We start from the raw sequence: 23,421 nt of genomic DNA, 5'->3' as shown, positions 1-23,421 counted from the left end.
GAGCGACGATGGATACAAAGACTAAAATCGCTCTCTGGTGTGTTCGCGGGTTCGGGCTTGTTTCAATCGCGATGCTCGTGCTGTTCTTTAGCGGGGCGTTCCCGCAGTGGTTTACCGGCAGGGGAGACCTCTTCAGGCTCACTTCCGTAAAGAAGTTCAAGGAAGATGTCGACAAGCCGTACCATCCCGATGAAAGCGTGCATATTGCACCACTTGATTCGGGAATCGTGTGGTGGCTGGGGGATAGCTTCAGCCGTGTGCAGTTCGGCCACAAGCCGTTGCCCGAAGAAGTTTCGGATAAGCTTTCTGCGGCGGGAATCGGGAAGGTTTCTGCGGTGGATTACATTGACCTGCAGGGCTCCCCGAAATCGCTCTTTGCGCTTGCCGCTGCCCGCGCGAAGGAAGGGAAGCCCGTTCCGAAAGTCATCGTGGTGGAATGTGTCGAACGCAACGTGTATGTGAACTTCGGTGCGAATGCGGTATTCGATTATGGCGACGTGGCGCCCTGGAACGAGGGCAAGGGCCTAGGCTCGAAAGTCAAGCGCATCCGGCGTCGCGCCTTCCTCGAGGCTCCGGGAACGGTCGATTTTAAACTGCGTCGCTTCCCGCCGACGGCCGCCGTGCGTGAATTGACGGATACGTGGCGCTACTCGCTCTACAAGGATACGCATCCGGGTGCGGACGAAGGCTGGGCTGGGGTTGGCGTTTATCACGAAGAAAAACCATTCCTTGCTTTTGCGGAAGATACTGCCGGAGTGCTCCTTTACAACAAGAATTCTGAAGAATACAAGGCTGTGGTGGAACACCTGAAGGACCTAGATTCCTTGGCAAAAACCTTCGGTGCGCGCCTCCTGTTTGTGATGGCTCCGAACAGGAATCTTTTCTGGCGCAACGATGTGAATGACTGGTTCTTGACTATGGGATTGCCGACGGTGTCTCCCGATGCAAAGCATTACTTTGACTTTTACGACATGCTTGATTCTGCTGGCATCGAGAACGTTGACCTGACGGTTCCGTTCTTCAAGGCGCGTAAGGCCGGCAAGGATATATTCTGGAGGACAGATTCCCACTGGAACGGAAACGCGCACGAAATTGCGAGCGATTCGATTGCCGCAAAACTTTCAATAATGCTGTTCCCGAATAAGAGGCTGGTGACGCCTCATGTCGTTAGTTATTAGACTGGCGGGAAGAACAGGTACGCGATTGCGATTGCCGAGATGATGCCCACGGCATCGGAAATGAGGGCGCAGGTGAGAGCGTGGCGCGTCTTCTTGATGCCCACGGAACCGAAATAAACTGCGATGATGTAGAACGTGGTGTCGGTTGCGCCTTGGAACATGCAGCTGAGGCGCCCTGCAAAGCTGTCTGCACCGAAGGTCTTCATGGCGTCAATCATCATGCCGCGTGCACCGCCTCCGCTCAGGGGCTTCATGAATGCTGTGGGGAGAGCGGGAACTACGTCGTTGCCGATTCCGAAGCAGGCGAGAACCCACGAGATTCCGTTCATGACCAGGTCCATCGCCCCGCTTGCGCGGAACACGGCGACACCCACGAGGATGGCGACCAGGTAGGGGATGACCATGACTGCCGTATGGAAACCATCCTTAGCGCCTTCGATAAACGCCTCGTAGGCCTGAACCTTCTTGTACACGGCGAGGGCCATGAACGCAACAATCAGGCCGAGCAATACGATGCCGCTGATGAAGAGGCTCGTGGTTCCGATGGCTTCGGCAGTGAGGTGGCTGAAGTAGACCATGATGGCGATGACGCAGGCAGAAAGCCCGCCGAGCCAGGCAACCGTCACCGGGTCCTTGAGTTTTACTTTCTGGAAAAAGCTGATGGCGATGATGCCCGCGATGGTGCTGAAGAACGTAGAGAGGAGGATAGGGAGGAACACGTCGCTCGGGTTTGCCGCTCCCATCTGGGCGCGGTACGTCATGATGCTCACCGGGATGAGCGTAAGGCCGCTTGCATTCAAGACGAGGAACATGATTTGCGAGTTGCTCGCGACGGTCTTGTCTTCGTTGGGGTTGAGTTCCTGCAGTTGCTTCATCGCCTGTAGGCCCATCGGGGTGGCCGCATTATCGAGCCCGAGCATGTTCGCGCTTATGTTCATGAGCATCGTGCCCACGACCGGGTGGTCTTTCGGAACTTCGGGGAAGAGCCTGCTGAACAGCGGGGAGACGATTTTTGCGAGAATCTGTACGGCTCCCGCCTTTTCGCCAATCTTCATGATGCCGAGCCAGAGGCTGAGTATGCCTGTTAGGCCGAGGGCGATTTCGAACGCGGTTTTCGACATGTCGAACGCGCCCATGATAGTCTTGTTGAAGATTTGGGTGTCGCCGAAGGCGATCCACTGCACCATGCACGCGATAAACGCGCCAAAGAAGAAGATGAGCCAGATGATGTTTAAGACCATGGCTTAAATGTTAGTAAAAAAAGTAGGATGGGAGTGTGAGATATGAAGTGTGTAATGTGTAATTGAAAACCATTTCACATTACACATCACACATTACACATTTTAATTCGCTGCCGTCGTCGAGCCTGTGGATGCTGAATTTGGCGGGGGAGGCTGCGGTCGCGCTTTCGTAGAGGGCGAAGGTCGGCGGGTTTCCGCCCTTGGGGAGGCTCGTGGAACCCGGATTCACGAGCAGGACTCCCTTGAAGTTCTTTTCGCATTTCCAGATGTGCGTGTGCCCGTAGACGTACGCATCGACGCTTCTGCCGTTCAGTTCCAGGTCGTTCGGGGCGAGCGTGTGGAGCGCATCTGCGGGGAAGCATTCCGGCATAAAGATGTGCCCGTGGCTCAGAAACAGCGTCGTTTCTGCGGGCGTAGCGCCTGCGCGGTCATCTTTCACGACAGCAAATTCATCCTCGATGGGCATGTCGAGCATCATCAGGTCGACATCTGCATCGCAGTTCCCGCGGACCGCGACGATGCGCTCCTTGTAGGGAGCAAGCGCATCGACGACTCCCATGGGGCCGTGACCCGCCGGGAGCGGGTTGCGCGGTCCGTGATAGAGCGTGTCGCCCAGCAAAAAAATTTTGTCGCAGTTGAATTTCTCGAAAAAAGCAAGCGCCTGCCTTGCGGCGATGGCGGAACCGTGAATATCGGAGAGGATAAGTGCGCGCATCTTGTTTCCTGAGCTATCTTATTTCCTTGCCCCGCGTGGGTCGGCAATATCGTGCCTAAAACGCATGGGCTTTAGGTTGTCTATAACGCTTTGCAATTCCTTCGGGAGCGGACAATCGAATACCTTGCGTTCGCCCTGCCATACGAATTCGAGCCTGCAACTGTGCAGGAATAGCCTGTGGAGCCCGAGCGTCTTTTTCACTTCGCGGTTGAGTGCGAAATCGCCGTAGCGGGTATCGCCCAGGAGCGGGTGTCCGATGCTTGCAAAGTGCGCGCGAATCTGGTGCATGCGCCCGGTCTCGAGCTTGATTTTCACGAGGTCGTAACCTTCGTAGTGCTGCTTTACGCGGTAGTGCGTTACGGCCTCTTTCGCGTCCTTGCCGCTCTCGCCGACCTTCATCTTGCTGCCCTTTGCGGCATCGGTGCGGGTAAGCGATTCCGAAATCGTGCCCTTTTCCTTTTTCAGGTTGCCCTTCACGAGCGCGAAGTAGAACTTTTCCACCTCGTGTTCGCGAATCATACGGGTAAAGTCGCGCAGCGTGTCGCCGTGGAGGGCCGCAATCAGCATGCCCGATGTCTCTTGGTCCAGACGGTGCGCGATGGTGGGCTTGAAGTCGAGGCCTTCGCGGCGGCCCCATTCCCACAGGTATTCCACGAGGCTTTCGCCCGGGCGCGTACCGGAACCCGGCTGGCTCGCAAGTCCCGAGGGCTTGTTCACGATGACGTAGTCTTCTGTCTGGATGACGATATCTAGGTCCTTCGCGCCCCAGCCCGCCTGCTTTTCTGCAGGGGAGAGGACCTTGCCCCATGTGGACTTGTTCTTCGCGAAACCGGAACTTGGGGCTGGTACCGGCGACTGTTCCGTTTCGGTGGTTTGCACTGCGGATTCATCCACGCTCTTGAAATTCTCGTAGATGCAGACGGTATCGCCTTCGGCAAGCATCTGGTTCGCCTTGCCGACGACTCCGTTCACGCGCACCTTTTTTTTTCGGATGACTGCGAAGAAAACCGACAGGGATTCGTCGGGGAATGCCTTGCGTAAAAAACGGTCCAGTCGCATGTTGGCGAAGTTGCGGTCGATGATGCGCGTAATCATGTAATGAAAGATAGAAATATTTATATTTGCGCCATGCTCAGATGGGAAACACTTTTATCCGCTACGCGTTACGGACATCCGGCCAATCAGGACCCGAACCGTTCCGATTATCACAGGGATTACGACCGCATTGTCTTTTCGACGGCTTTCCGCAGGCTTGGCCGCAAGACGCAGGTTCACCCGTTCTCGGTGAACGACCACGTGCATAGCCGACTCACGCACAGTATCGAGGTCTCGAGCGTGGGGCGTAGCCTTGCGATTACGGTTTTCCACCTCATCAAGAAGTACTTGCCCAAGTATATCAACGAATACCAGTTCGGGACCATCGTGCAATCGGCCTGCCTCGCTCACGATATCGGTAACCCGCCGTTTGGGCATGCTGGTGAGGCTGCTATCCGCGAGTGGTTCCGCAAGAACCGCCAGAGTGCCCCGCTGAAGGATTTGAACGACAAGGAAATGGCGGATTTCGAGAACTTCGACGGCAACGCGCAGGGACATCGCATATTGAGCAAGCTGGAATACCACTTTCTCGATGGCGGAATGCGCCTTACTTATGCGACTATCGGCGCCATGATAAAGTACCCGCAACTGGCCAAGTACGGTTGCCCCACCAGCCTCTTCTCGACGGAAGCGGACCTGTACGGAATCACTGCCGAAACGCTCGGGCTCCCGCAGATAGATAACGGCAAGTGGGTGCGCCACCCGCTCGTTTACCTGATGGAAGCCGCTGACGACATCTGCTATTCCATCCTCGATGTGGAAGATGCCATCGAACTTGGAATCCTTGCTTTTAGCGATGTGCGCGACATGTTCAGCTACCTCTGCGGCCCCGAAATAAATATCGACAAGGAATACGAGGAAAACGGACGCAACTTCCGCGACTTCCTCAGCAGCATCCGCGGGAAGGCCTTCCAGAACATTATCGACGATGTGGCGGTGACGTTCGTGAAGCACTACGAAGAAATCATGGAAGGCAAGCTCAACAGCCACCTGATCGATATCACGAAATCCGATGCCATGTGGGGAATCCGCATTGCGAAGCGCCTGGGCGTGGAACGTATCTATCCGGATCGCCGCAAGACGGAACTTGAAGTCGGCAGCTACACCACGCTAGCTACCGTGCTCGACGCCTTTATTAACGGCGTTTACGATTACAGGCAGAATGGCAGGAATTCTTACCGTGCCGACCGCATCGTGCGGCTTATCGGGCAGGCGAAAATCGGGCAGAGCGTGACCGCCGCCGAGGCCTACCACCAGGTGCTCGATTTTGTGACGGGCATGACGGACAACTACGCCACGTATCTCGCGCGCCAGATTGGCGGCCTTGCGATGGGCGTGTAGGCGGGGGTCCCTTGAAGGTCTGGCTTTTCGATTACGACCTTACTTTGTATGGCGACGAAGAGCGCTATGTCATCAATTCGCTCGACCACCGCATTTCGCTTTTTGTGCAGAAAACTGTCGGCGGCGATTTTGAATCGGCGCACAGGATTCGCACGGATTACCTGGAAAAGTTCGGCACGACGCTTGCGGGCCTCATGGCGATGAACGGTACCGACCCGGACGAATTCTTCGACTTCATTCACGAACCGGAATATCTGACGTACCCGAAGCGTGCTCCCGAGAAACTCGCGCTGTTGCAAGGCCTGCAGGGCCCCCGCTATGTGTTTACCAACGGGCGGCACGACTGGAGCGAGGCGGGCTTGGCGCACATGGGAATTGCGCCCGCGATAGATGGCGTTTTTGACCTAAAGATGATGGACTGGGTGGGAAAACCGCACGAGAGCGCGTACGAGAAGATGGAGCGGTGGCTTGCGCGTGTTTGGCCGGAGAGATGTGGCGCGATGCCCGGATGGGAATGCTCGATGCCCGCGGACAAGCGCGATATTGTGCTCCTGGAAGATTCTTTGCGGAACCTGAAACCCGCGCATAGGCGGGGCTGGACCACTGTGCTCGTGAACCCGAACGTGGAAGCGCCGGCCTGGGTGGACTACCATATCCCGCATCTGATGAACCTGCGCGACTTGGATGTTTCTGTTTAACTTTTTGTATTTTATACTCGTATGAAACGAACTGTTTATTCTGCACTTTTTGTAACGCTCGCTCTCCTTTTTGCCTCCCTGGCGTGGTCGTTCCCCGCTCCGCAGGCGCGCAACGGCTTCAGCAACATGAACGTGACGACGGAGTATTCCGAACTTTTGAAAGAGAAGAATGCCCGTAACGATTCGCTTTTGCCCGCGCTCGACGGCGACAAGGCCTTTGCCGAGGTGCTCCGCCTGAACCCGAACTTCTGGAGTCTCGGGAGCGCGATGGACAAGGAAGGCTCGCTCGTTACCAAGCTCAATGCGCAAATCGTGTTTATCGACGGTATCCGCGAGGATCCTTTCTGCGAACTGGTGAAGGGCTCCAAGAGCGACGCTTCCACATGGAACGTTCGTATAGGCGTGGACTTCGTTTCGGGCGGTTCCAACACGGTGCATATCCACGTGCAACAGTGCCTTGACTACGTGCGTGACCAGCTGGGTTATGCCATCAAGCAGGGCGACAAGATTGTGGTTATCCCGCCGAAGAAGGTGCTGGACAAGCTCCGCGAAAGCGAGATTCCCGATGCCATCGACCTCGACATGCAGCAGACGCTTTTGAAGGCACATGAGGAGGTGGAACTTGACGGCAAGTGCCCGAAGAACATCGAGGCCTACATCATATTAATGAACGTGTACAACCAGGTCAAGGACAAGAAGATGGATTACGTTGTCATCAATGACCAGTTGAACAAGAACCGCAACGGCGCGGGCCGCGTGCAGAGCTGCGCCTTTAGCCGCGAGTGGAATAAGCGCTACCAGGAAAGTGCAAGTTTCGAGTGCGATATCGACAACGACCGCTGCCTCTACCGCCAGGAGAAAGACGGCAACTCCGAGTGGAGCATCAATTACGAAAAGGACCGTTTCGAGTACATCAACAAGAAGTTCCTGTTCTTCAACCGCAATCCCAAGAGCATCCACAAGGGCGGTTCCATGCTTGACCTGCGCCTTATCCGCCTTTCGACCAAACTCTACCTGGAAGCCTACATCGACTTGAAGGGCGAGCCCGTGACGCTCGGCCTCATCATCGTCCCTGGCGACAAGACTATCGAGGATTACGACGATGGGGAAGACGAGGAAGACGGCGTGATGATGGAATAGCGGAAATTTGCCTGTAAAATGGCGTATTTCTTGTAAAAAAGTCCGTTGATTGGTCCGTTCGTTGTTTTTTATAGTATATTTAGAACAGAATAGTTTACAAGGAGAATCAATGAAAAAGTTTGTCAAGGCGTCTCTTGTTGCTGGCATGCTTGCCGCTCCGATTATGGCCGACGAACAGTTCGGCGGTATCGGCGTTACGATTTACCAGGTGCCCGCTGGCGTGTACGTAGCTGAGGTTATTCCCGGTGGTCCCGCTGCCGACACAAAAATCAAGAAGGGCGACGTGATTGTCGCTGTTGACGGTGTAAGCCTCAAGGGCCAGAACATCGAGTTTTCCAAGGACCAGATTCGTGGCCAGGTGGATAAGCCGGTCGAACTCACCTACGTGAGCGAAGGCGATACGCTTTCCGCTGTCGTGCGTCGTACTTCCATGCTCGTGAAGGACTTCAATGCCGACGACGTTACGGCCTGGTATGGTGACAAGGACGAATTCAACGCCCAGGAACTTGAAACGTTTGCTAGCGGTAGCGAAACGGACAAGCAGCTGCTCGCCGTATTGAGCCGCGGAACGATCGTCGCGGGCGATGCCGAGAAGGTTTCTGCAAGGAACCTGAACGGCGTGTTCGTGAAGAAGGCCGAAAAGGTTGAACCCAAGACCAACCCGAACAAGGGTGTGAAGTCCAACGGGGCTGTGCTGAAGGGCTTTAGCCGTAATGCGATTTCCTTCACGCTCAAGACCGCAGGAACGACTGTTGTCAAGGTTTCTGGTCCGAACGGCGAAGAAGTGGCTTCGGTGCGCGTGGATAACGCTCCGGCCGGATTCAACAGCGTTGCCTGGAATTCCGAGAACGTCCCGAGCGGCCGCTACATGGTAAGCATCGAGCAGTCCTTCGGTGTTGCCGGCAAGTTTGCGGTTCTCAAGTAAAAACGGTTTAGCGGCCGCTCGTTTTAACGAGAGCCGTTCGCGGTAATACCGCTCACTTTTCGCAAATGCCCCTGGTCCAAAGACCAGGGGCGTTTTGCTCACGGGCCGCTACATGGTAAGCATCGAGCAGTCCTTCGGTGTTGCCGACAAGTTCGCCGTCCTGAAGTAAGTACAAATTAACTTTTGTCTGGAAAGTCTCGCGCTCGCGGGACTTTTTTTGTTGCGGTTCCCAAACAGTAATCTCTAATTCCTATATTTGCCGCAACGTGATTTTGTCTAGAACCCATAGTCTTCTATGGGCCGTTTTGCTGTTTGCAATCGGTGCCCTGGATACTCCCGCCGTGTTTGGCGCGGAGATGACGCGTTTTGAACTTGAGGAGCGCGAGCAGCCGGTCGAGGACACTACCGAGGTGGACTGGATGAACGACACCACGGGGACGGATACCGTCGAATACCGCGCCGTGGACCTCATCTACGACGTGGAAAAGGAAACGTTTAATCTGAACAATTCGGCGCAGCTCAAGTACCGTACGGCGACGCTCGATGCGGATACCATCTGGTTCGACCAGAAGAACAGCGTGCTTGTGGCAGGCGGCCAACCGATACTCCGCGAAACGAAGAACCCGTCGCTGTCGGGGATGCGTCTCAAATACAACATGAACAGCCGCATTGGCGAAATCTACTATGCGACGACCTTCCAGGATAACCAGCAGCTCAACGGCATGGAGGTGCGCAGGCTTCCTGACCAGCGAATCCAGATTGCCCGCGGCGACTTTAGCACCTGTAACGATTCGACGCACCAGCACTTTTACTTTTACGGTCGCCGCATGGTGGTGAAACCGAAGGAAACCATCACGGCGCGTCCAGTGGTCTTGAACATTGCCGATGTGCCGGTCGCTGTGCTCCCGATGATTGTTGCACCTTTGAAGAGCGGCCGCAAGTCGGGGCTCCTCACGCCCAAGTTCGGTGGCGACCAGGTGCAGGGCTACTACATGCGCAACATCGGTTTCTACTATGCTCCGAACGACTACTGGGATGCGACCATCAGCGGCGACATCATCGAAGGAGAGGAAGCCCGATTCGAGAAGTCTTCGCTCAAGGGAGAAGTCCGATACAAGAAGCGCGATTTGCTCGATGGAAACCTTTCCTATACGGCATACCTGGACGAATTCGATTTTGGCAAAAGCGACTACGACATCCGGTATTCCCATAACCAAAACCTGACTCCGGATGCGAAGCACAAGCTGACGGGTACGGGCTCTTTCGTAAGCAACACGAAGGTCCGAAGGGAAAACGCCCTCGACGCGGAAACGATTCTTGACCAGCAGGCAAACGCCTGGCTTACCTATTCGGGCAAGTTCGGGACGAACAAGAGCCTTACCGTGAAGGCGGGGCAGAACCATAACTTGCAGACGGGCTATATGGAGCGCCAGCTTCCCGATGTGCAGTTCAACATGAGCGGTCCGCTGTTCTCTTTTGAAACCGATGAGGATGAGACGGCCGTCGAAGATAATTCTTTCCGTTCTTACCTTCAGAAGTTGAACTACAACTTTACGAACCGGTTCAACTACAAGATGGTGACCGCTCTCGACAGCGTCAATGACATGGACACGACTGCCAAGTATGTCGGCTATTCGGGAACGTACTCCCTCGATTATTCGGGGTCGCTTTTCAATGTCATCAACTTGACTCCGAGGGCGACCTGGAGCGGCTACTGGACGGGTCAGTCGTGGATAAACCCGGACGATTCGAGCAAGTACTGGAAACGCCGCACGAGCCTCGATCCCGAACACGATACCTTCGGCGAGTTCGCCTATAATCACAACTACAGCCTTACCGCCGATACGAAACTTTACGGCATCTGGGTCCCCGAAATTGGCCGATTTACGGGACTTCGCCACATTCTTTCTCCGAGCATTTCTTACACCTACGCGCCTGAAATCGATACGGTCAAGTATTTTGCGCCGCATCCGGATTTGGGGCAGTCGCCTTATCAGAAGGAGCAGCAGACGATTGGGTTCTCGCTTGGAAACGACCTTGATCTCAAGTACCTGAAGGTGGTGGGGCACAAGGCGGATACTACGAAGGGAGATACGGCAAAGGCTGTCGAAGACCAGTATGGCAACCGCAGGCTTCTTACGACGCGCCACAGCGTTTCGTACAACTTTGCGGCAGACTCGCTCAATTTTTCCGATATCAATTCATCCTTCGGATTCCAGATTTTGCCGGATTACCTGTTCACCATCACGACGCGCCACAGCTTCTACCACAAGTATTCCATGGAACCGACGAAGGTGCAGGTGCCGGAGCTTACCTACTGGGGCTACGAGCTGAGCCGCAGCTTCAACTGGAGCGGAACGCTCAATGCGGGGCTCCCGTCCCAGATGGGCAAGTACGAGATGCGCAAGTGGTCGCTGGGCCTCACGTATCGCTATTCGTTCTCCAGTACGCGCGTGGGCAAGGACCTCTTTCAAGACAACGTAAACCACTCGACAACGATTACCGCATCGTTCCAGCCGACGATAAATTGGGAAGTCTCCTACAGCACGCAATACGATTACAACGAGGGCAAGTTCGTGACGCACCGCTTCACGTTCAACAGGGCCCTCCATTGCTGGCAGCTGGATTTCACATGGACTCCGACGGGGCCTGCTGCGGGCTGGAGTTTCGCCATCTACGTGAGAGACCTGCCCGATATCAAACTCAATGCGGGAAGCACGGAATCGAGCAAGTAGGGGTTCACGACAAGGATATGGAAATGGAAAAGACAAGAATTGTTCTCGCAAGCGGTTCTCCCAGGCGGCGCGAAATCCTGACCCAGATAGGGGTGGATTTCCGGGTGGTCGTCTCCAACGAGGAAGAAAAGCCGACATCGAGCAATCCGCTGGACTTCCCGCGCGAAAACGCGGCGGCGAAGGCGCTTTCGGTCTCTAAAAAGGAGCCCGGACAATACGTGCTCGGTTTCGACACCCTCGTTTTTCTGGACGGACGCCCCCTCGGGAAGCCGAAAAGCCCCGAAAACGCACTCGAAATGCTACAGGAACTGAACGGAAAATCTCACAAAGTTATTACGGGAGTCGCAATCGCAAAAGATTCGCAAGTCCTTGATACTCAACAAGAAGAAACAGAGGTCGTTTTCAGGAACTGCTCCTTACAGGAGCTAAAAGATTATGTAAATTCTAAAGACCCGATGGACAAGGCGGGGGCCTACGGTATCCAAACGCGAGGCGCCCGGCTTATCAGATCGATTTCTGGATGTTATTACAACGTGGTGGGCTTGCCTGTCGCCCTCACACTGGAAATGCTTACAAGGCAGAAGGTAAACGTATGAGTATGAGCCCTATAGAAGACAAACGCCCTGATGAACGCCTGGGATCCTACCTTGCGCGTGCGCGTGAAGCGAAGGGCCTTTCCGTAGAGGAACTCGCCACTGTGACGAAGCTCACAGTGAAGAACATTACCCTCATCGAAAGCGGCGACTGGAAGGCATTCCCGGTCGAGGCCTACCTGAGGGGCTACCTGCATTCGATTTGCGTAAAGCTGAATCTGGATTCCAAGAGGGTCCTGGATTACTACTCCGGCGAAACTGGCGCCAAGTTTTCGAGCCTCCTTTCTCCGTCCCCGGCTAAGCCCGCGAAACCCGCAGCCCCGGTCGACGAAGAGCACAAGCCTCACAGCAAGGCCGTTCCGGTGGTGGTGGTCCTGCTCGGACTGGCATTTGTGGTCGGCACTCATTTCATGAAGAATATGGACGAAGGGACGACTCCTCCCGAGATGAACGAATCCGCTGCGGAAATGGTGGTGGAACCTCCTGCACCGTCGGAAATGCCCTCGGAAATGCCTGAAGGCGCCGAGGCTATCGCCCCGGATTCTTCCTCGGTGGATTCTGCGGCCGTCGATTCCTCCAGCCTGAAGGTGACGCAGGAAGTCGTGGACGAGGCTGTCAAGAAATCGGACCTTCCCGCATCTGCGACAATCTTTATCTCTTCGACGTCTGGCAAGGATGCTCCCGCCGAGAAGACGAACAAGACTCGCATCGAGCTTGTCGCTTCGGGCGAAATGCGTTCTTGGATTGGCCTCAAGCGTCACGAGGAAGACAACGCTTTCCTGAAAGAAGCGAACCTTGCGGAAAAGGGAACGCGACTGATTTACGAATCGGAAGACACGCTGTTTGTCGTCGTGGGCGAACCCCGTGCTATTTCGAAGATGCTTTTGAACGGGAAGGAATCTCCACTTCCCGAAATGAAGTTTGGCCGCGTGGCGCGCTTCCGCGTGTTCGGCGGCGAAATTGTTAAGACGAAGGGAGGCCGCTAATGCGTACTGCGAACATCAAGAGAAAGACCGGCGAAACCGATATCGAACTCTCGCTGAACCTGGACGAGGCTTCCCGCGGGGTCGTCAATTCCGGCAACGCGTTTCTCGACCACATGCTCGACCTGTTCCAGGTGCATGGCGGCTTTACGCTCAACCTCACCTGCAAGGGCGATACCGCTGTCGATATGCATCACAGCATGGAAGACATCGCGATTGTGCTCGGTCAGGCGATTGTGGAATGCCTTGGAGACAAGAAGGGAATCGAACGCTACGGCTTTTACTTTGTCCCGATGGACGAGGCGCTGAGCCGCGTTTGCCTCGATTTCAGCAACCGCATAGGCTTCGTGTGGAAAGTGAACCTGCCTGCCGCCATGGCAGGTGGCATCGAGGCCAGCATGTTCGAACACTTCTTCAAGAGCCTGTGCGAAAATGCCCGCATGAACCTGCACGTGGAGCTCTTCTACGGAAACGACAACCACCACTGCCTCGAAAGCATCTTCAAGGCTTTCGCGCGTGCAGTTGCGATGGCCGTTGCTCCGAGCCGCAATGTGAAGGGAATCCCCAGCAGCAAGGGCGTGCTGTAGAATTTGAGATTGCCGGGAGGGTCTTAGGGAGGGGGTTACCCTCCCTAGTCTTATATCCTAGGGACCTTGACTTTATCCCCGGCGTTCAGCTTTTCGAGGTTGAGGCCGGGGTTTATTGTTTGCAGCGCGGACTGCACAAAAAAGCGGGGGAGCGTGAGCGAACCTGCACCGTAGGTCCGCTTGAGGAATGTGGTCAAATCCTCGTCGTTTGCGACTACGATCTTGTAGAGCTTCGCGTTGTTGGGGTCGGACTGTAGCGCGTTCATCGCCTTCACGAACCTGTCGCCGAAAGCCTCCGCCTTTTTGCCGGAAATATCTTCGCTTCGGCCCTGCGGGGCTGCCCTGCCCGATTCGTGCGCCTGCTTTTCGGCGGCGATTCTTTTGAGCATTTCTGCGGTGCCGGGCTGCTTTGGCCCGTCTTTTTTCCCGGTTACGGAACTCGGCAGTTTAAATACGGGCGCGCTCTTGGAATTGAGCGAGAGGTTCACGTCCTTTTTCTCGTTTGCGGATTTCTTGACAGGTTCAAGTGCGAGGATGGAGTCTAGCGAGTTTACGTAGATGCTGTCGGGCCACTCGATGAGGGGCATCTTTTGGTCTATCTTGATGACGGTGGCCTTGGGGGGCTCGCTTTTGCATGCGGAGAGGGAGAGGGCGATAATGGAGGCAGGAATCGCTAAAAGCAGTCTGTAGCGGGTGTTCATGTCCACAAAGATACTATTTCCCTTGCCAAAAGGCCGAAAATCTTCTAAATTTAGGCTCTCAAAATCAACTACTTCAATAGGAAGTTTAAAATGAAAGAAGGTATCCACCCTAACTATCAACCGGTCGTGTTCGTCGATGCGAATACGGGTAAAGAATACATCACCCGCTCCACGAAGTCTTCCGCCGAAAAGAAGACTATCGATGGTGTTGAATATAGCGTAATTTCTCTGGAAATTACGGCTGATACCCATCCGTTCTGGACGGGCAAGCAGCATCGCGTGGATACGGCTGGCCGTATCGACCGCTTCAACAAGCGTTTCGCTGGCAACATCACGGGCGCAAAGCGCAAGACCCGCAAGGCTGTGCCCGCCAAGGCCGAAGAAGAAGCTTAATTTTAGGCGATTCTCGATGCCCTCCACGCTGCGGGGGGCATTTTTTTTTAAATTCAAATCGGTTTTTAACACAAGGAAAAAAAGATGAAGAAACAACTTATCTCTGCATGTGCCTTCGCTCTCGTTGCCATGGCAATGACTGGTTGCGAAAAGACCGGCACGATCGAAGGTGTCGTTCTCGATCCGTTCACCGAACAGCCTGTTCCGATGCCGACGGTGTGGATGGACTCCACCATCTATACGACGACCAAGGAAAAGTACCCGTTCAAGGAAGACCTCCAGAAGGGTGAATTCAAGTTCCAGAAGGTTCCTGTTGGCAGCTACCGCATTCTCGCCGGCCGTTCCAAGTATATCAAGAGCCGTAACCCGATTGAAACATCCGAAGCCAATCCCAACCTGCAGCTCAAGCTCTACATCTACAGCGACCAGGTGAACCCGGGCCTCTACAAGACGGGTGAAAAGGCTCCGACCAAGATCAACAACGAATGGGTGCTCTTCTCTACCCAGTGCACCGAATCCATCGCCGGCTACCGCCTCGAAATGCCGCAGGCTACCGATGGCGCCAAGATGCCGCCTGCCCCGAAGAAGGAAGACAAGAAGGGTAAGAAGGGCAAGAAGGCCAAGAAGGCTGCCGCTCCCGCTGCAGCTGCGGCTTCCAAGATGCTCGCTCTTCCGGCTCCGCTCGTTGTCGGAAACCAGATCAACGTCCTCTTCGTGAACGCGAACTCCGTTTCTTCTCCGCTCGTCGCGAAGACCTTCGCTGCGGTTGAAGAAAATGTCTCTGCCCACAAGGACTGCAAGGGCTTCGACGCAAATGACAAGAAGGGCATCTTCGTAGACAAGAGCAAGTCCACGGACCTCCAGGTGACCTACGTTGCCGAAAACCTCTTCCGCATCACGGGCACGCTCCCGCAGGGCAAGCAGATCATCCAGCTTTCCCAGGACGGCAAGACGGTCCAGACCTACTACTTCGAGGTGAAGTAATCGGTTAACGTTTTTACAAAGCCTTAAACGTTAAAAGACGGCGCCTGCAAAGGTGCCGTCTTTTTTTGTGCGCGAATTGTCTTCGCCACTCTAAGTTGGAATAAATTCACTTGATATATGTTTTTGTAAAAACAGGAACGAGAATTTTGTTGTAGGATGCCTGTGGAAAGCCTTATTTTTCGGGATTCCCGCGATGGGACCTGAGTTTACATTTCTTATGTTGAAAATTTGTTTACCCGTTCGGGTGAATCCGTTCCGATTTTTCTTTATAGTTTAAAATCAGAGAAGAACAATTTGTCTTGAATCTGAGTGAAGGAACGGATTCGGGAATGGTGTTTTGGATAAAGTAATTCCTTCGGTGTATGTAGTCTAAACATCCTGACATTGTTAGTTTGTGCGAAAGGCTTGGCAGACGAGCCCTTTCCCCGGTATTGCTTTTTGCAAAGAAAAAAGCCTTGACCACAAGGCGATAGCCCACTTTTTACCCCCATAAACATCAACCATCAATTCCCTCGAAAGAGGGGGAGGATAAAATCATGAAACCGATCAAAAAACCACCAAAAGAAAAAGAAACTGATGAACTCGTGGTAGCGCTCATGCCCGATTCCGACGAGAAACTGAGGAACATTACAGGAGTTTCTCTGCTCGTCGCTCTCGCGCTGAGTTTCTGGGCCACGACATATGAGGTTGTTATCAACGATATGATGTTCGAGAAAACCTCCAGTTTGGAAATCGAAACAAAAATCGAAATCGCAGATAAGAAAGAAGAGAAAAAGCAGGAAAAGAAACAGGAGAAGAAGCCAGACAGGATGACAAAACGCGATACAAAATCCACGGGCGGGGGCAAGCCCAAGGGTGCCGGGAAACCGAACGTTCCCGAATCCAGGGGTGTGCTCAGGGAACTTGCTTCGATGACGAAGACCGCCACGGCATCGGCGTATACCCTGATGAACGACCAGAAGTTCGCGAAGGATATCGACAAGATTATCCGGAATGCGAACGTGTTGCGCAATTCGGGCAAGACGCAGATAGGCGAGAGGCGCGGCAAGGTGGACGGCGGCTTCAACGAAGGTGTCGCTTCGGGCAATGGCGGCGGGATTGATGGCGATCTCAGGAACCTCTTCGGGGCACCTGGGGGCGGCTTCAATAACAAGGCGATGAAGGGCAACATGAAGACGCCTTCCGTGCGCGATATCGACATGGGTTCCGGCGGCGGGTCGCGTTCCGCAGCCGACATCATGAAGGTAGTGCGCCAGAGGACTCCGGGGCTTCGCCACATATACAATAAGCACCTGAAGAAGGTTCCGGGCTTGGAAGGCAAGGTGACGCTCAAGTTCACGATTGCCCCGGGCGGCGAGGTTATCGCCATCTCGATTGCCTCTTCCACCACGGGTCACGGCGAATTCGACAACGACATCAAGAATGCAGTCGGTCGCTGGACTTTCAACAAGGTCAAGTCGGGAAACACCACCGTGACGATCCCCTTCACGTTCACCGAATAAGACTCTAAAATCCTGTAAATGATACCATTCCGGTGGTCACACGGCTGCCGGAATTCCTTTTTTTGCCTTGTGGAATAGGCCTCCGCATTTGTGGATGCCGAAAAAATATATAGATTATCTGAAAAATTTTCTGGTAGAGGTTAGGTTATGCTAAAAGCGAAACATGGACTTTCTTTTGTTGTTGCTGCAGTTTCCGTTCTGCTGCTTGTTGCCTGCAGCGATGGCGTCACACCGCTGTCGAGCGATAGCGAGACAAGTGTGTCCACCGGAACTATGACAGATTCCCGCGACGGCCAGACTTACAAGACGGTTACCATCGGCACTCAGACTTGGATGGCCCAGAACCTCAACTACGCCTATACTGATGTTCCTTATAAACGTCTAGACTATACCTCTGATTCCACCAGTTGGTGCTACAAAGACAGTGCAAGCTACTGCACCAAGTACGGTCGCCTTTACACGTGGGCTGCAGCGATGGATAGCGTGGGCACATGGAGCACAAACGGCAAGGGTTGCGGTTATGGCACAACCTGTTCTCCGACTTATCCTGTGCGAGGAATATGCCCTGAGGGCTGGCATCTGCCAACAAAAGCGGAATTCAAAACTTTGTTCACTGCAGTCGGCGGTCATTCAACCGCAGGCAAGATGCTCAAGTCCGCGACTGGCTGGACGGCGTATAGCGGCATCACCAACGAGGATGCCTTCGCCTTCTCCGCTCTCCCTGCCGGCAACAGGAGCTACAACGGGTATTATTACTACGAGGGCAGCAACGCGGCCTTCTGGAGTTCTACAGAGAGCAATAGCCTCAACACGTACAGCATGTACTTGGACTACAGCAGCGACGATGTGGACCTGGACGACGACATCAAGAACTACGGGTTTTCTGTTCGTTGCCTCAAGGACTAGTAGTGAGGCGAGTGAAGCGGCCCCTTTTCAATTTTTTTTGAGCGGGTCCCTGTTCTTGCGTTTGTTTCTCCTTTTTGCTATATTCTCACGCGGAACAAAATGGAGAAATTGAAATGACCGATCCGCGTATTACGAAACTTGCAGAAAATCTGATTAACAACGCGCTTGCCCTGAAGGCGGGCGAGAACATCCTTATCGAAACGACCGACACGCCCGACGAAGTTTCTACCGAGCTCATCAAGGCTGTCGAGAAGGTGGGGGGCAACGCCTTCGTGCGCAACTCCAAGAGCCGCGTGCGCCGCCAGATGCTCCTTTCTGCAAGCGAAGCCCAGATGAAGGTCGAGGCCGAACTTGCCCTTGCCGAGATGAAGAAGATGCAGGCCTACATCGCCATCCGCGGGGCCGACAACTTCATGGAAAACTGCGACGTGAGCGACGAGAAAATGCTCATGTACCGCAAGATGACTAAGGAAACGCTCGACTACCGCGTGAACAAGACGCGTTGGTGCGTACTCCGCTGGCCGAACGCCTCCATGGCGCAGGGCGCGAAGATGAGTACCGAGGCGTTCGAGGACTTCTACTTCCAGGCGTGCCTCGCGGACTACCCGCGCATGGGCCGCGCCGCGCAGAATCTCGTGAACCTCATGAACAAGACGGACAAGGTGCGCCTCGTGGCAAACGGCACCGATATCACGTTCAGCATCAGGGATATCCCTGCGATTCCGTGCTGCGGCAACATGAACATCCCGGACGGCGAAGTTTATACCGCGCCCGTGCGCAACAGCATCAACGGCGTGATTCACTACAATACGCCCACGCTCTACGAGGGCAAGCAGTTCAGCAACATCCGCCTGGAATTCAAGGACGGGAAGATTGTGGACGCCACCTGCGAAACGGGCGATAATGCGCAGCTCAACGCCATTCTCGATACCGACGAGGGTGCACGCTATGTGGGCGAGTTCGCCATCGGTTTCAACCCGTTCGTGAACGCGCCGATGTGCGACATCCTCTTCGACGAGAAGATTGCTGGCAGCATCCACTTTACGCCGGGCATGTGCTACGAGGAAGCTCCGAACGGCAACAATTCCGCCATCCACTGGGACCTGGTGCTCATCATGCGCCCGGAATACGGTGGCGGTGAAATCTGGTTCGACGACAAGCTCATCCGCAAGGACGGCCTGTTCGTGATTGACGAACTCAAGTGCCTGAACCCGGACCAACTGGGAAAGTGACGCTTGGCGTCATCCTATGAAAAAAGCCGTCCTTTTGCGGGACGGTTTTTTGATGCTTGTAATAGAAGATCCCCGTTATGGTTGGTGCGCTTCGACAAGCTCAGCGACCTTGTGCCGAATCACGCGGGGATGACACTCGGGATTACACGCCCTTGGCCAAGATCTCCCCAATCTGCACGGCGTTGAGGGCAGCGCCCTTGCGGATCTGGTCACCGGTGAGCCACAGTGTGTTGCTGTTGTCGTCGGCGAGGTCCTTGCGGATACGGCCAACGAACACGTTGTCCTTGCCTGCGCTTTCGAGCGGCATGGGGTAAACGTAGTTCTGCGGGTCGTCCTTGAGGGTCACGCCCGGGGCGTTCTTCAAAGCGTTGCGGATTTCTTCGACAGAAACCGGACGCTCGGTCTCGAACCACACGGATTCGGAGTGGGAACGCAGCGAGCTCACGCGCACGCAGGTAGCGCTCGTACGCACGTCGGAGTGCATAATCTTACGCGTTTCGTTGAACATCTTCATTTCTTCCTTCGTGTAGTCGTTTTCCGTCATCTTGTCGATCTGCGGAATCACGTTGTACGCGAGCTGGAACGGGAACTTGTTGATGTGCGTGGTGGTGCCCGTCTCGATGATGTCCTTGTACTGCTGCTTGAGTTCTTCCATGGCGATGGCACCTGCGCCGCTTGCGCTCTGGTAAGAAGAAATGTGAATCTTCTTGATGTGAGAAATCTTCTCGATCGGGTTCAAGACCACAACCATCATGATGGTCGTGCAGTTCGGGTTGGCGATAATGCCCTTGCCGCCGTTTTCAGCCTTGTAGAGCTTGATGTCTTCGGGGTTCACTTCGGGCACGACCAGCGGGACCTTCGGGTCCATGCGGAAGAAGCTCGTGTTGTCGACGACCACGGCGCCGTTCTCGACGGCGATGGGGGCGAATTCCTGGGAAATCGCGGCACCGGCGGAGCTGAGCACCAGGTCGATACCCTTGAAGGAATCCTTGTTCAGGACTTCGCACTTGAGCGATTCGCCCTTGAACTTGAATTCCTTGCCCGCGCTGCGCTCGGAAGCGAGGAGCTTGAGGCTCTGCAGCGGGAAGTTGCGTTCCTCGAGGATGGAGAGGATTTCCTGGCCGACGGCGCCGGTTGCGCCCATGATGGCAACGTTGCGAATCATAATTAACCTTTAATTATCTTCTTGTTGAGGTTGGTAGTTTGATTTTAAGTTCTCGATGTCCTTCCAGAAGCGGTCCAGTGATACCCTTGCCTGCGTAATCTGGTTTCTGCACTGACTGTACTGGTTGGCCTGCTCCTGTGCGTTTTCTTGCAGGGTGTAGGTGTACAGCGAGTACGCGGCAAGGCGGACGCTTTCGCTCGCCTGGATGATTTCGGAGTGTGCCTCGCTCGATTCGTGCGGATGGAACAGCCCGAGAGTCTTCTTGTTGAGTGCGGTCGCGTTGTTGTTGATGGCGAGCGCCTGCTGGCTTTTTTGCTCGCGTTCGGATTCGGACGCGTTTGCGGGAATGGTCCCGAAGCTCTCGATGCTCGCCATGATGGAGTTCATGCGGTCGATGACTTTGGTGCACTCGTCGACATACTTGTCGAGTCTGCTCCTGGCGGCATCACTCAGACGCGGCTGCGCGCCTGGGGTGGCCGTCCCGGCATTCGGCGCTGCGGAGCGGCCTTTCGGGGCCTCTTGCCACTTGCCTCCTTCACCGTTCTGGAACGAGGCGATGTAGTCCTGGTATTTCGCGTTCTGGGCGGCTAGCTCGGCGGGCGTGTAGTCGGCCGTAACGAGGAGGGTCGGGCGCTCCCAGTAGGCGATTCCCACGAAAGCCGAAAGCATGAATACGCAAAAAAGGATGTTCGCGACTTTCGCCGGGACATCCTCGCTGCGGATAACGTTCAGAATTCCGAACAAGAGAAGACTTGCAAATGCTAGAAGCAGTCCGCCGTCGGCGTTGTAGCTGATGAAGGAGTTCTTCGTGAAGTAGAAGAGACTGTCCATTACGACGACGAGGAACGAAAGCCCCGCGCCGATAATCTTGTGCATGCGCTCGGGAGCAGCTGCCGTCTGGAGAATAGTGATGAACGTGATCCCGAGCGGGAGCACGAACATCAATGAAATATTGGCTACGTCCTGGTTCATAGTCGAACGCTAGAACGGGAGGTCGTCGTCGCCCTCGGGCATGGCGCTTTCGAAGGCGGGGGCGCTGTTCTGTGAAGAATAGCTGTTGCCCTGGTTGGCGCTTTGGTAGTTGCCGCCCTGGCCGGCACCCGGGGTGCGGGGGCCGAGGAGCTGGAAGGTGTCCATGTTCACTTCGGTTGCGTAGCGCTTCTGGCCGTTCTGGTCGGTCCAGCTGCGGTTGGTGAGGGTGCCTTCCACGTAGAGGCTCATGCCCTTGCGGATGCCGAGCTGTTCGACGATGTCGGCAATCTTGCCCCAGCCGACGATGTTGTGCCAGTCGGTCTGTTCTTTTTGTTCGCCATTGTTGTCGCGGTAACGGCGGCTAGTGGCGAGGGAGAAGGCGACGCGCTTGCGGCCGCCGGTTTGGCTCATGCGAATTTCAGGGTCCTTTCCGATGTTACCAATGAGCATCACTTTGTTTAGATATGCCATATTTTTACCTGTCTGTTGTTTTTTGTTTCTATTCCAAAAATAAAAAAAACATTTTGACACTTTGTGCCATTTTGGGGATTTTTTTTGACTTTGACTACATTATTTTATATTTTGGGACATATGACTACTTTGGCTCTTTCACGTTTTGAAAAGGTTTTTCCCGTAAATCTCCGCGGCAAGCGCCTCGGCGCCGTCCTCCACCCGGCATCGGTCCTCCCGGACCTGCACTACACCCTTGACCTCCTCAAGGAATACGACGGCAAGCTGTTCAAGCTTTCGGCCCTCTTTGGCCCGCAGCACGGCATCAAGGGCCACACACAGGACAATATGATCGAGTGGGAGGGCTACACCGACCCCGAACTGGGCATACCCGTCTATAGCCTGTACGGCGAACACCGCGAACCCACGCCCGAGATGCTTAGCCACGTGGACATGATGCTCGTGGACTTGCAGGACGTTGGCGCCCGCTACTACACGTTCATCTGGACGTTGTTCCTTTGTATGAAAGCCTGCGAGAAGGCCGGCATCCCTGTCATCGTTGTGGACCGTCCGAACCCCATCAACTGTGTGGACGAGGAAGGCCCGGTGCTGGATCTAGACTACACGAGTTTCGTGGGACTCCACAGCATCCGCACGCGTCACGCGAAGACCATTGGCGAACTTGCGGTGCAGTTCAAGGAAGAACGCTTCCCCAAGTGCGAACTCTATGTGCTCGGCATGGAAGGCTACGACAAAAAGATGTGGTACGACCAGACGGGGCTCCCGTGGATTTTACCGAGCCCGAACATGCCTACGCTCGATACCGCCATCGTTTATCCGGGCATGTGCCTTTTCGAGGCCACCAACGTGAGCGAAGGCCGCGGTACTACGCGCCCGTTCGAGATTTTCGGTGCGCCGTTTATCGATGCCGTAAAGCTCTGCAAGTACATGAACGGGCTCAAGCTTCCCGGCGTGTACTTCCGTGAGAACTACTTCCAGCCCACGTTCCACAAGGGCGCGGGGCAGATTTGCGGAGGCGCGCAGATACACGTGCTCGACCGTGACAAGTTCCGCAGTTTCGACATGGCGGTAAAGCTGTTGCAGTACATCTTCAACGAGTACCCGAAGGATTTCGCCTGGAAGCAACCGCCCTACGAATATGAGTTCAAGAAGTTGCCCATCGACATCCTGCTCGGCAACGGCACGTTCCGCAAGGAATTTATCGAAAGTAGCATTTAACCGCGGCACGACCGCAAATAAAGAGGCTTACATGATTCAACCGGTCAATGGAAAATTTGAAATGCCCGCCCTTCCGTATGCGGCGGGGGACTTGGCTCCGGCACTGAGTGCTGAAACCATTGAATTTCACTATGCGAAACACCTGCAGACTTACCTCAACAACCTGAATGCGGCCCTCCCGGGGAGTGCCTTCGAGGGCAAGTCTATCGAAGACATCGTGAAAAGCGCCGAAGGGGGCGTGTTCAACAATGCGGGGCAGTTCCTGAACCACTACATGTATTTTATGCAGTTCAGGTCTCCGTCTGCTAGCAATACGCCGTTCGGTAAAATTGCCGAGGCTATTGTCCGCGACTTTGGTTCCTTCGAAAAGTTCCAGGAAGAATTCCAGGCGAAGGGAGCCTCCCTCTTCGGTTCCGGCTGGGTCTGGCTATCCGCCGACGCATCGGGCAAACTCGTGATTACGCAGGAAGGCAACGCCCAGAACCCGCTCGCCAGGGGCCTCAAGCCGCTTCTCACGTTCGACGTGTGGGAACATGCCTACTACATCGACTACCGCAACCGCCGCCCGGACTACCTCAAGGCGCTGTGGAGCATCATCGATTGGGACGTGGTGAACAATAGGCTCTAGTCGCGGGGATATTTTTCT

23 protein-coding genes are annotated in these 23,421 nt (G+C 54.8%); 16 read left to right on the top strand and 7 right to left on the bottom strand.

Going from position 1 to position 23,421, the window contains the following annotated elements; all coding sequences use genetic code 11:
• Nucleotides 1-8: 8 nt before the first annotated feature.
• Entirely contained in the window at nt 9-1,178 is a 1,170-nt protein-coding gene (locus B4A77_RS04810; protein ID WP_290738803.1) for an alginate O-acetyltransferase AlgX-related protein, read from the top strand.
• On the opposite strand, the gene B4A77_RS04805 is transcribed toward B4A77_RS04810, so the two are convergent.
• The 3 genes from B4A77_RS04805 to B4A77_RS04795 all read right to left on the bottom strand — a co-directional run bounded on the left by B4A77_RS04805 (nt 1,175) and on the right by B4A77_RS04795 (nt 4,229).
• The gene (locus B4A77_RS04805; RefSeq protein ID WP_290738801.1) at nt 1,175-2,419 is read right to left on the bottom strand and encodes a nucleoside recognition domain-containing protein; all 1,245 of its coding nucleotides are present in this window, start codon (nt 2,417-2,419) and stop codon (nt 1,175-1,177) included. The genes B4A77_RS04810 and B4A77_RS04805 overlap by 4 nt on opposite strands.
• Nucleotides 2,420-2,498: 79 nt before the next feature.
• Nucleotides 2,499-3,134 carry a phosphodiesterase gene (gene yfcE, locus B4A77_RS04800; protein ID WP_290729235.1) on the bottom strand — a complete coding sequence of 212 codons (636 nt, stop codon included), beginning with the start codon at nt 3,132-3,134 and terminating at the stop codon, nt 2,499-2,501.
• 18 nt (nt 3,135-3,152) lie between these two features.
• On the bottom strand, nt 3,153-4,229 hold the full coding sequence (locus B4A77_RS04795) for an RluA family pseudouridine synthase (RefSeq protein WP_290738797.1): 1,077 nt from the start codon (nt 4,227-4,229) through the stop codon (nt 3,153-3,155).
• A gap of 33 nt (nt 4,230-4,262) precedes the next feature.
• Between B4A77_RS04795 and B4A77_RS04790 the strand changes: the two genes are divergently transcribed.
• From B4A77_RS04790 to hisB, 8 genes are all read left to right on the top strand, one after another.
• The gene (locus B4A77_RS04790; RefSeq protein ID WP_290738794.1) at nt 4,263-5,570 is read left to right on the top strand and encodes a deoxyguanosinetriphosphate triphosphohydrolase; all 1,308 of its coding nucleotides are present in this window, start codon (nt 4,263-4,265) and stop codon (nt 5,568-5,570) included.
• 11 nt (nt 5,571-5,581) lie between these two features.
• Entirely contained in the window at nt 5,582-6,268 is a 687-nt protein-coding gene (locus B4A77_RS04785) for a pyrimidine 5'-nucleotidase (RefSeq protein WP_290738791.1), read from the top strand.
• A 21-nt stretch (nt 6,269-6,289) separates the two neighbouring features.
• Nucleotides 6,290-7,408, top strand: a complete 1,119-nt coding sequence (locus B4A77_RS04780) for a hypothetical protein (RefSeq protein WP_290738788.1) — start codon at nt 6,290-6,292, stop codon at nt 7,406-7,408.
• Nucleotides 7,409-7,517: 109 nt separating this feature from the next.
• Entirely contained in the window at nt 7,518-8,333 is an 816-nt protein-coding gene (locus B4A77_RS04775) for a S41 family peptidase (RefSeq protein WP_173365396.1), read from the top strand.
• A 305-nt stretch (nt 8,334-8,638) separates the two neighbouring features.
• Nucleotides 8,639-11,068 carry a putative LPS assembly protein LptD gene (locus B4A77_RS04770; protein WP_290738785.1) on the top strand — a complete coding sequence of 810 codons (2,430 nt, stop codon included), beginning with the start codon at nt 8,639-8,641 and terminating at the stop codon, nt 11,066-11,068.
• A 23-nt stretch (nt 11,069-11,091) separates the two neighbouring features.
• Nucleotides 11,092-11,664, top strand: a complete 573-nt coding sequence (locus tag B4A77_RS04765; RefSeq protein WP_173365395.1) for a Maf family protein — start codon at nt 11,092-11,094, stop codon at nt 11,662-11,664.
• Nucleotides 11,661-12,647: a helix-turn-helix domain-containing protein gene (locus tag B4A77_RS04760; protein WP_290738780.1), complete on the top strand. Its 987-nt coding sequence runs from the start codon at nt 11,661-11,663 to the stop codon at nt 12,645-12,647. The genes B4A77_RS04765 and B4A77_RS04760 overlap by 4 nt, the downstream gene beginning before the upstream one ends.
• Nucleotides 12,647-13,231: an imidazoleglycerol-phosphate dehydratase HisB gene (gene hisB / locus B4A77_RS04755; protein WP_290738776.1), complete on the top strand. Its 585-nt coding sequence runs from the start codon at nt 12,647-12,649 to the stop codon at nt 13,229-13,231. The genes B4A77_RS04760 and hisB overlap by 1 nt, the downstream gene beginning before the upstream one ends.
• A 50-nt stretch (nt 13,232-13,281) precedes the next feature.
• Here the strand turns inward: hisB and B4A77_RS04750 are convergent, their stop codons facing one another.
• Complete coding sequence (locus tag B4A77_RS04750; RefSeq protein ID WP_290726864.1) at nt 13,282-13,932, bottom strand: hypothetical protein; 651 nt, start codon at nt 13,930-13,932, stop codon at nt 13,282-13,284.
• 90 nt (nt 13,933-14,022) lie between these two features.
• Between B4A77_RS04750 and B4A77_RS04745 the strand changes: the two genes are divergently transcribed.
• From B4A77_RS04745 to B4A77_RS04725, 5 genes are all read left to right on the top strand, one after another.
• Nucleotides 14,023-14,325 (top strand): type B 50S ribosomal protein L31, encoded by a 303-nt coding sequence (locus tag B4A77_RS04745; protein WP_290726862.1) that lies wholly within the window; start codon nt 14,023-14,025, stop codon nt 14,323-14,325.
• A gap of 84 nt (nt 14,326-14,409) precedes the next feature.
• Complete coding sequence (locus B4A77_RS04740) at nt 14,410-15,309, top strand: hypothetical protein (RefSeq protein WP_290729262.1); 900 nt, start codon at nt 14,410-14,412, stop codon at nt 15,307-15,309.
• A gap of 536 nt (nt 15,310-15,845) precedes the next feature.
• Nucleotides 15,846-16,811, top strand: coding sequence for an AgmX/PglI C-terminal domain-containing protein (locus tag B4A77_RS04735; RefSeq protein ID WP_290735579.1), 966 nt, complete (start codon nt 15,846-15,848; stop codon nt 16,809-16,811).
• Between the two features lie 147 nt (nt 16,812-16,958).
• On the top strand, nt 16,959-17,717 hold the full coding sequence (locus B4A77_RS04730) for a fibrobacter succinogenes major paralogous domain-containing protein (protein ID WP_290735582.1): 759 nt from the start codon (nt 16,959-16,961) through the stop codon (nt 17,715-17,717).
• A gap of 113 nt (nt 17,718-17,830) precedes the next feature.
• Complete coding sequence (locus B4A77_RS04725) at nt 17,831-18,949, top strand: aminopeptidase (RefSeq protein WP_290729271.1); 1,119 nt, start codon at nt 17,831-17,833, stop codon at nt 18,947-18,949.
• A gap of 142 nt (nt 18,950-19,091) precedes the next feature.
• Here B4A77_RS04725 and B4A77_RS04720 read toward each other — a convergent pair whose 3' ends face one another.
• The 3 genes from B4A77_RS04720 to B4A77_RS04710 are packed head-to-tail and all read right to left on the bottom strand — an operon-like array spanning nt 19,092 to nt 21,557.
• Nucleotides 19,092-20,114 carry an aspartate-semialdehyde dehydrogenase gene (locus B4A77_RS04720; protein ID WP_290738773.1) on the bottom strand — a complete coding sequence of 341 codons (1,023 nt, stop codon included), beginning with the start codon at nt 20,112-20,114 and terminating at the stop codon, nt 19,092-19,094.
• A gap of 9 nt (nt 20,115-20,123) precedes the next feature.
• Nucleotides 20,124-21,056: a hypothetical protein gene (locus B4A77_RS04715; RefSeq protein ID WP_290738771.1), complete on the bottom strand. Its 933-nt coding sequence runs from the start codon at nt 21,054-21,056 to the stop codon at nt 20,124-20,126.
• A gap of 39 nt (nt 21,057-21,095) precedes the next feature.
• Complete coding sequence (locus B4A77_RS04710; RefSeq protein WP_173365385.1) at nt 21,096-21,557, bottom strand: single-stranded DNA-binding protein; 462 nt, start codon at nt 21,555-21,557, stop codon at nt 21,096-21,098.
• A gap of 120 nt (nt 21,558-21,677) precedes the next feature.
• On the opposite strand from B4A77_RS04710, the gene B4A77_RS04705 reads away from it, so the two are divergent.
• The gene (locus B4A77_RS04705) at nt 21,678-22,775 is read left to right on the top strand and encodes an exo-beta-N-acetylmuramidase NamZ family protein (protein WP_290738768.1); all 1,098 of its coding nucleotides are present in this window, start codon (nt 21,678-21,680) and stop codon (nt 22,773-22,775) included.
• 31 nt (nt 22,776-22,806) lie between these two features.
• On the top strand, nt 22,807-23,403 hold the full coding sequence (locus B4A77_RS04700) for a superoxide dismutase (RefSeq protein WP_290731260.1): 597 nt from the start codon (nt 22,807-22,809) through the stop codon (nt 23,401-23,403).
• Nucleotides 23,404-23,421: the final 18 nt, after the last annotated feature.

Origin of the sequence: Fibrobacter sp. UBA3718 (genome assembly GCF_002371935.1) — a bacterium.
In the GTDB taxonomy this organism is placed as follows: domain Bacteria; phylum Fibrobacterota; class Fibrobacteria; order Fibrobacterales; family Fibrobacteraceae; genus Fibrobacter.
This window is presented reverse-complemented; position numbering and strand designations above follow the sequence as displayed.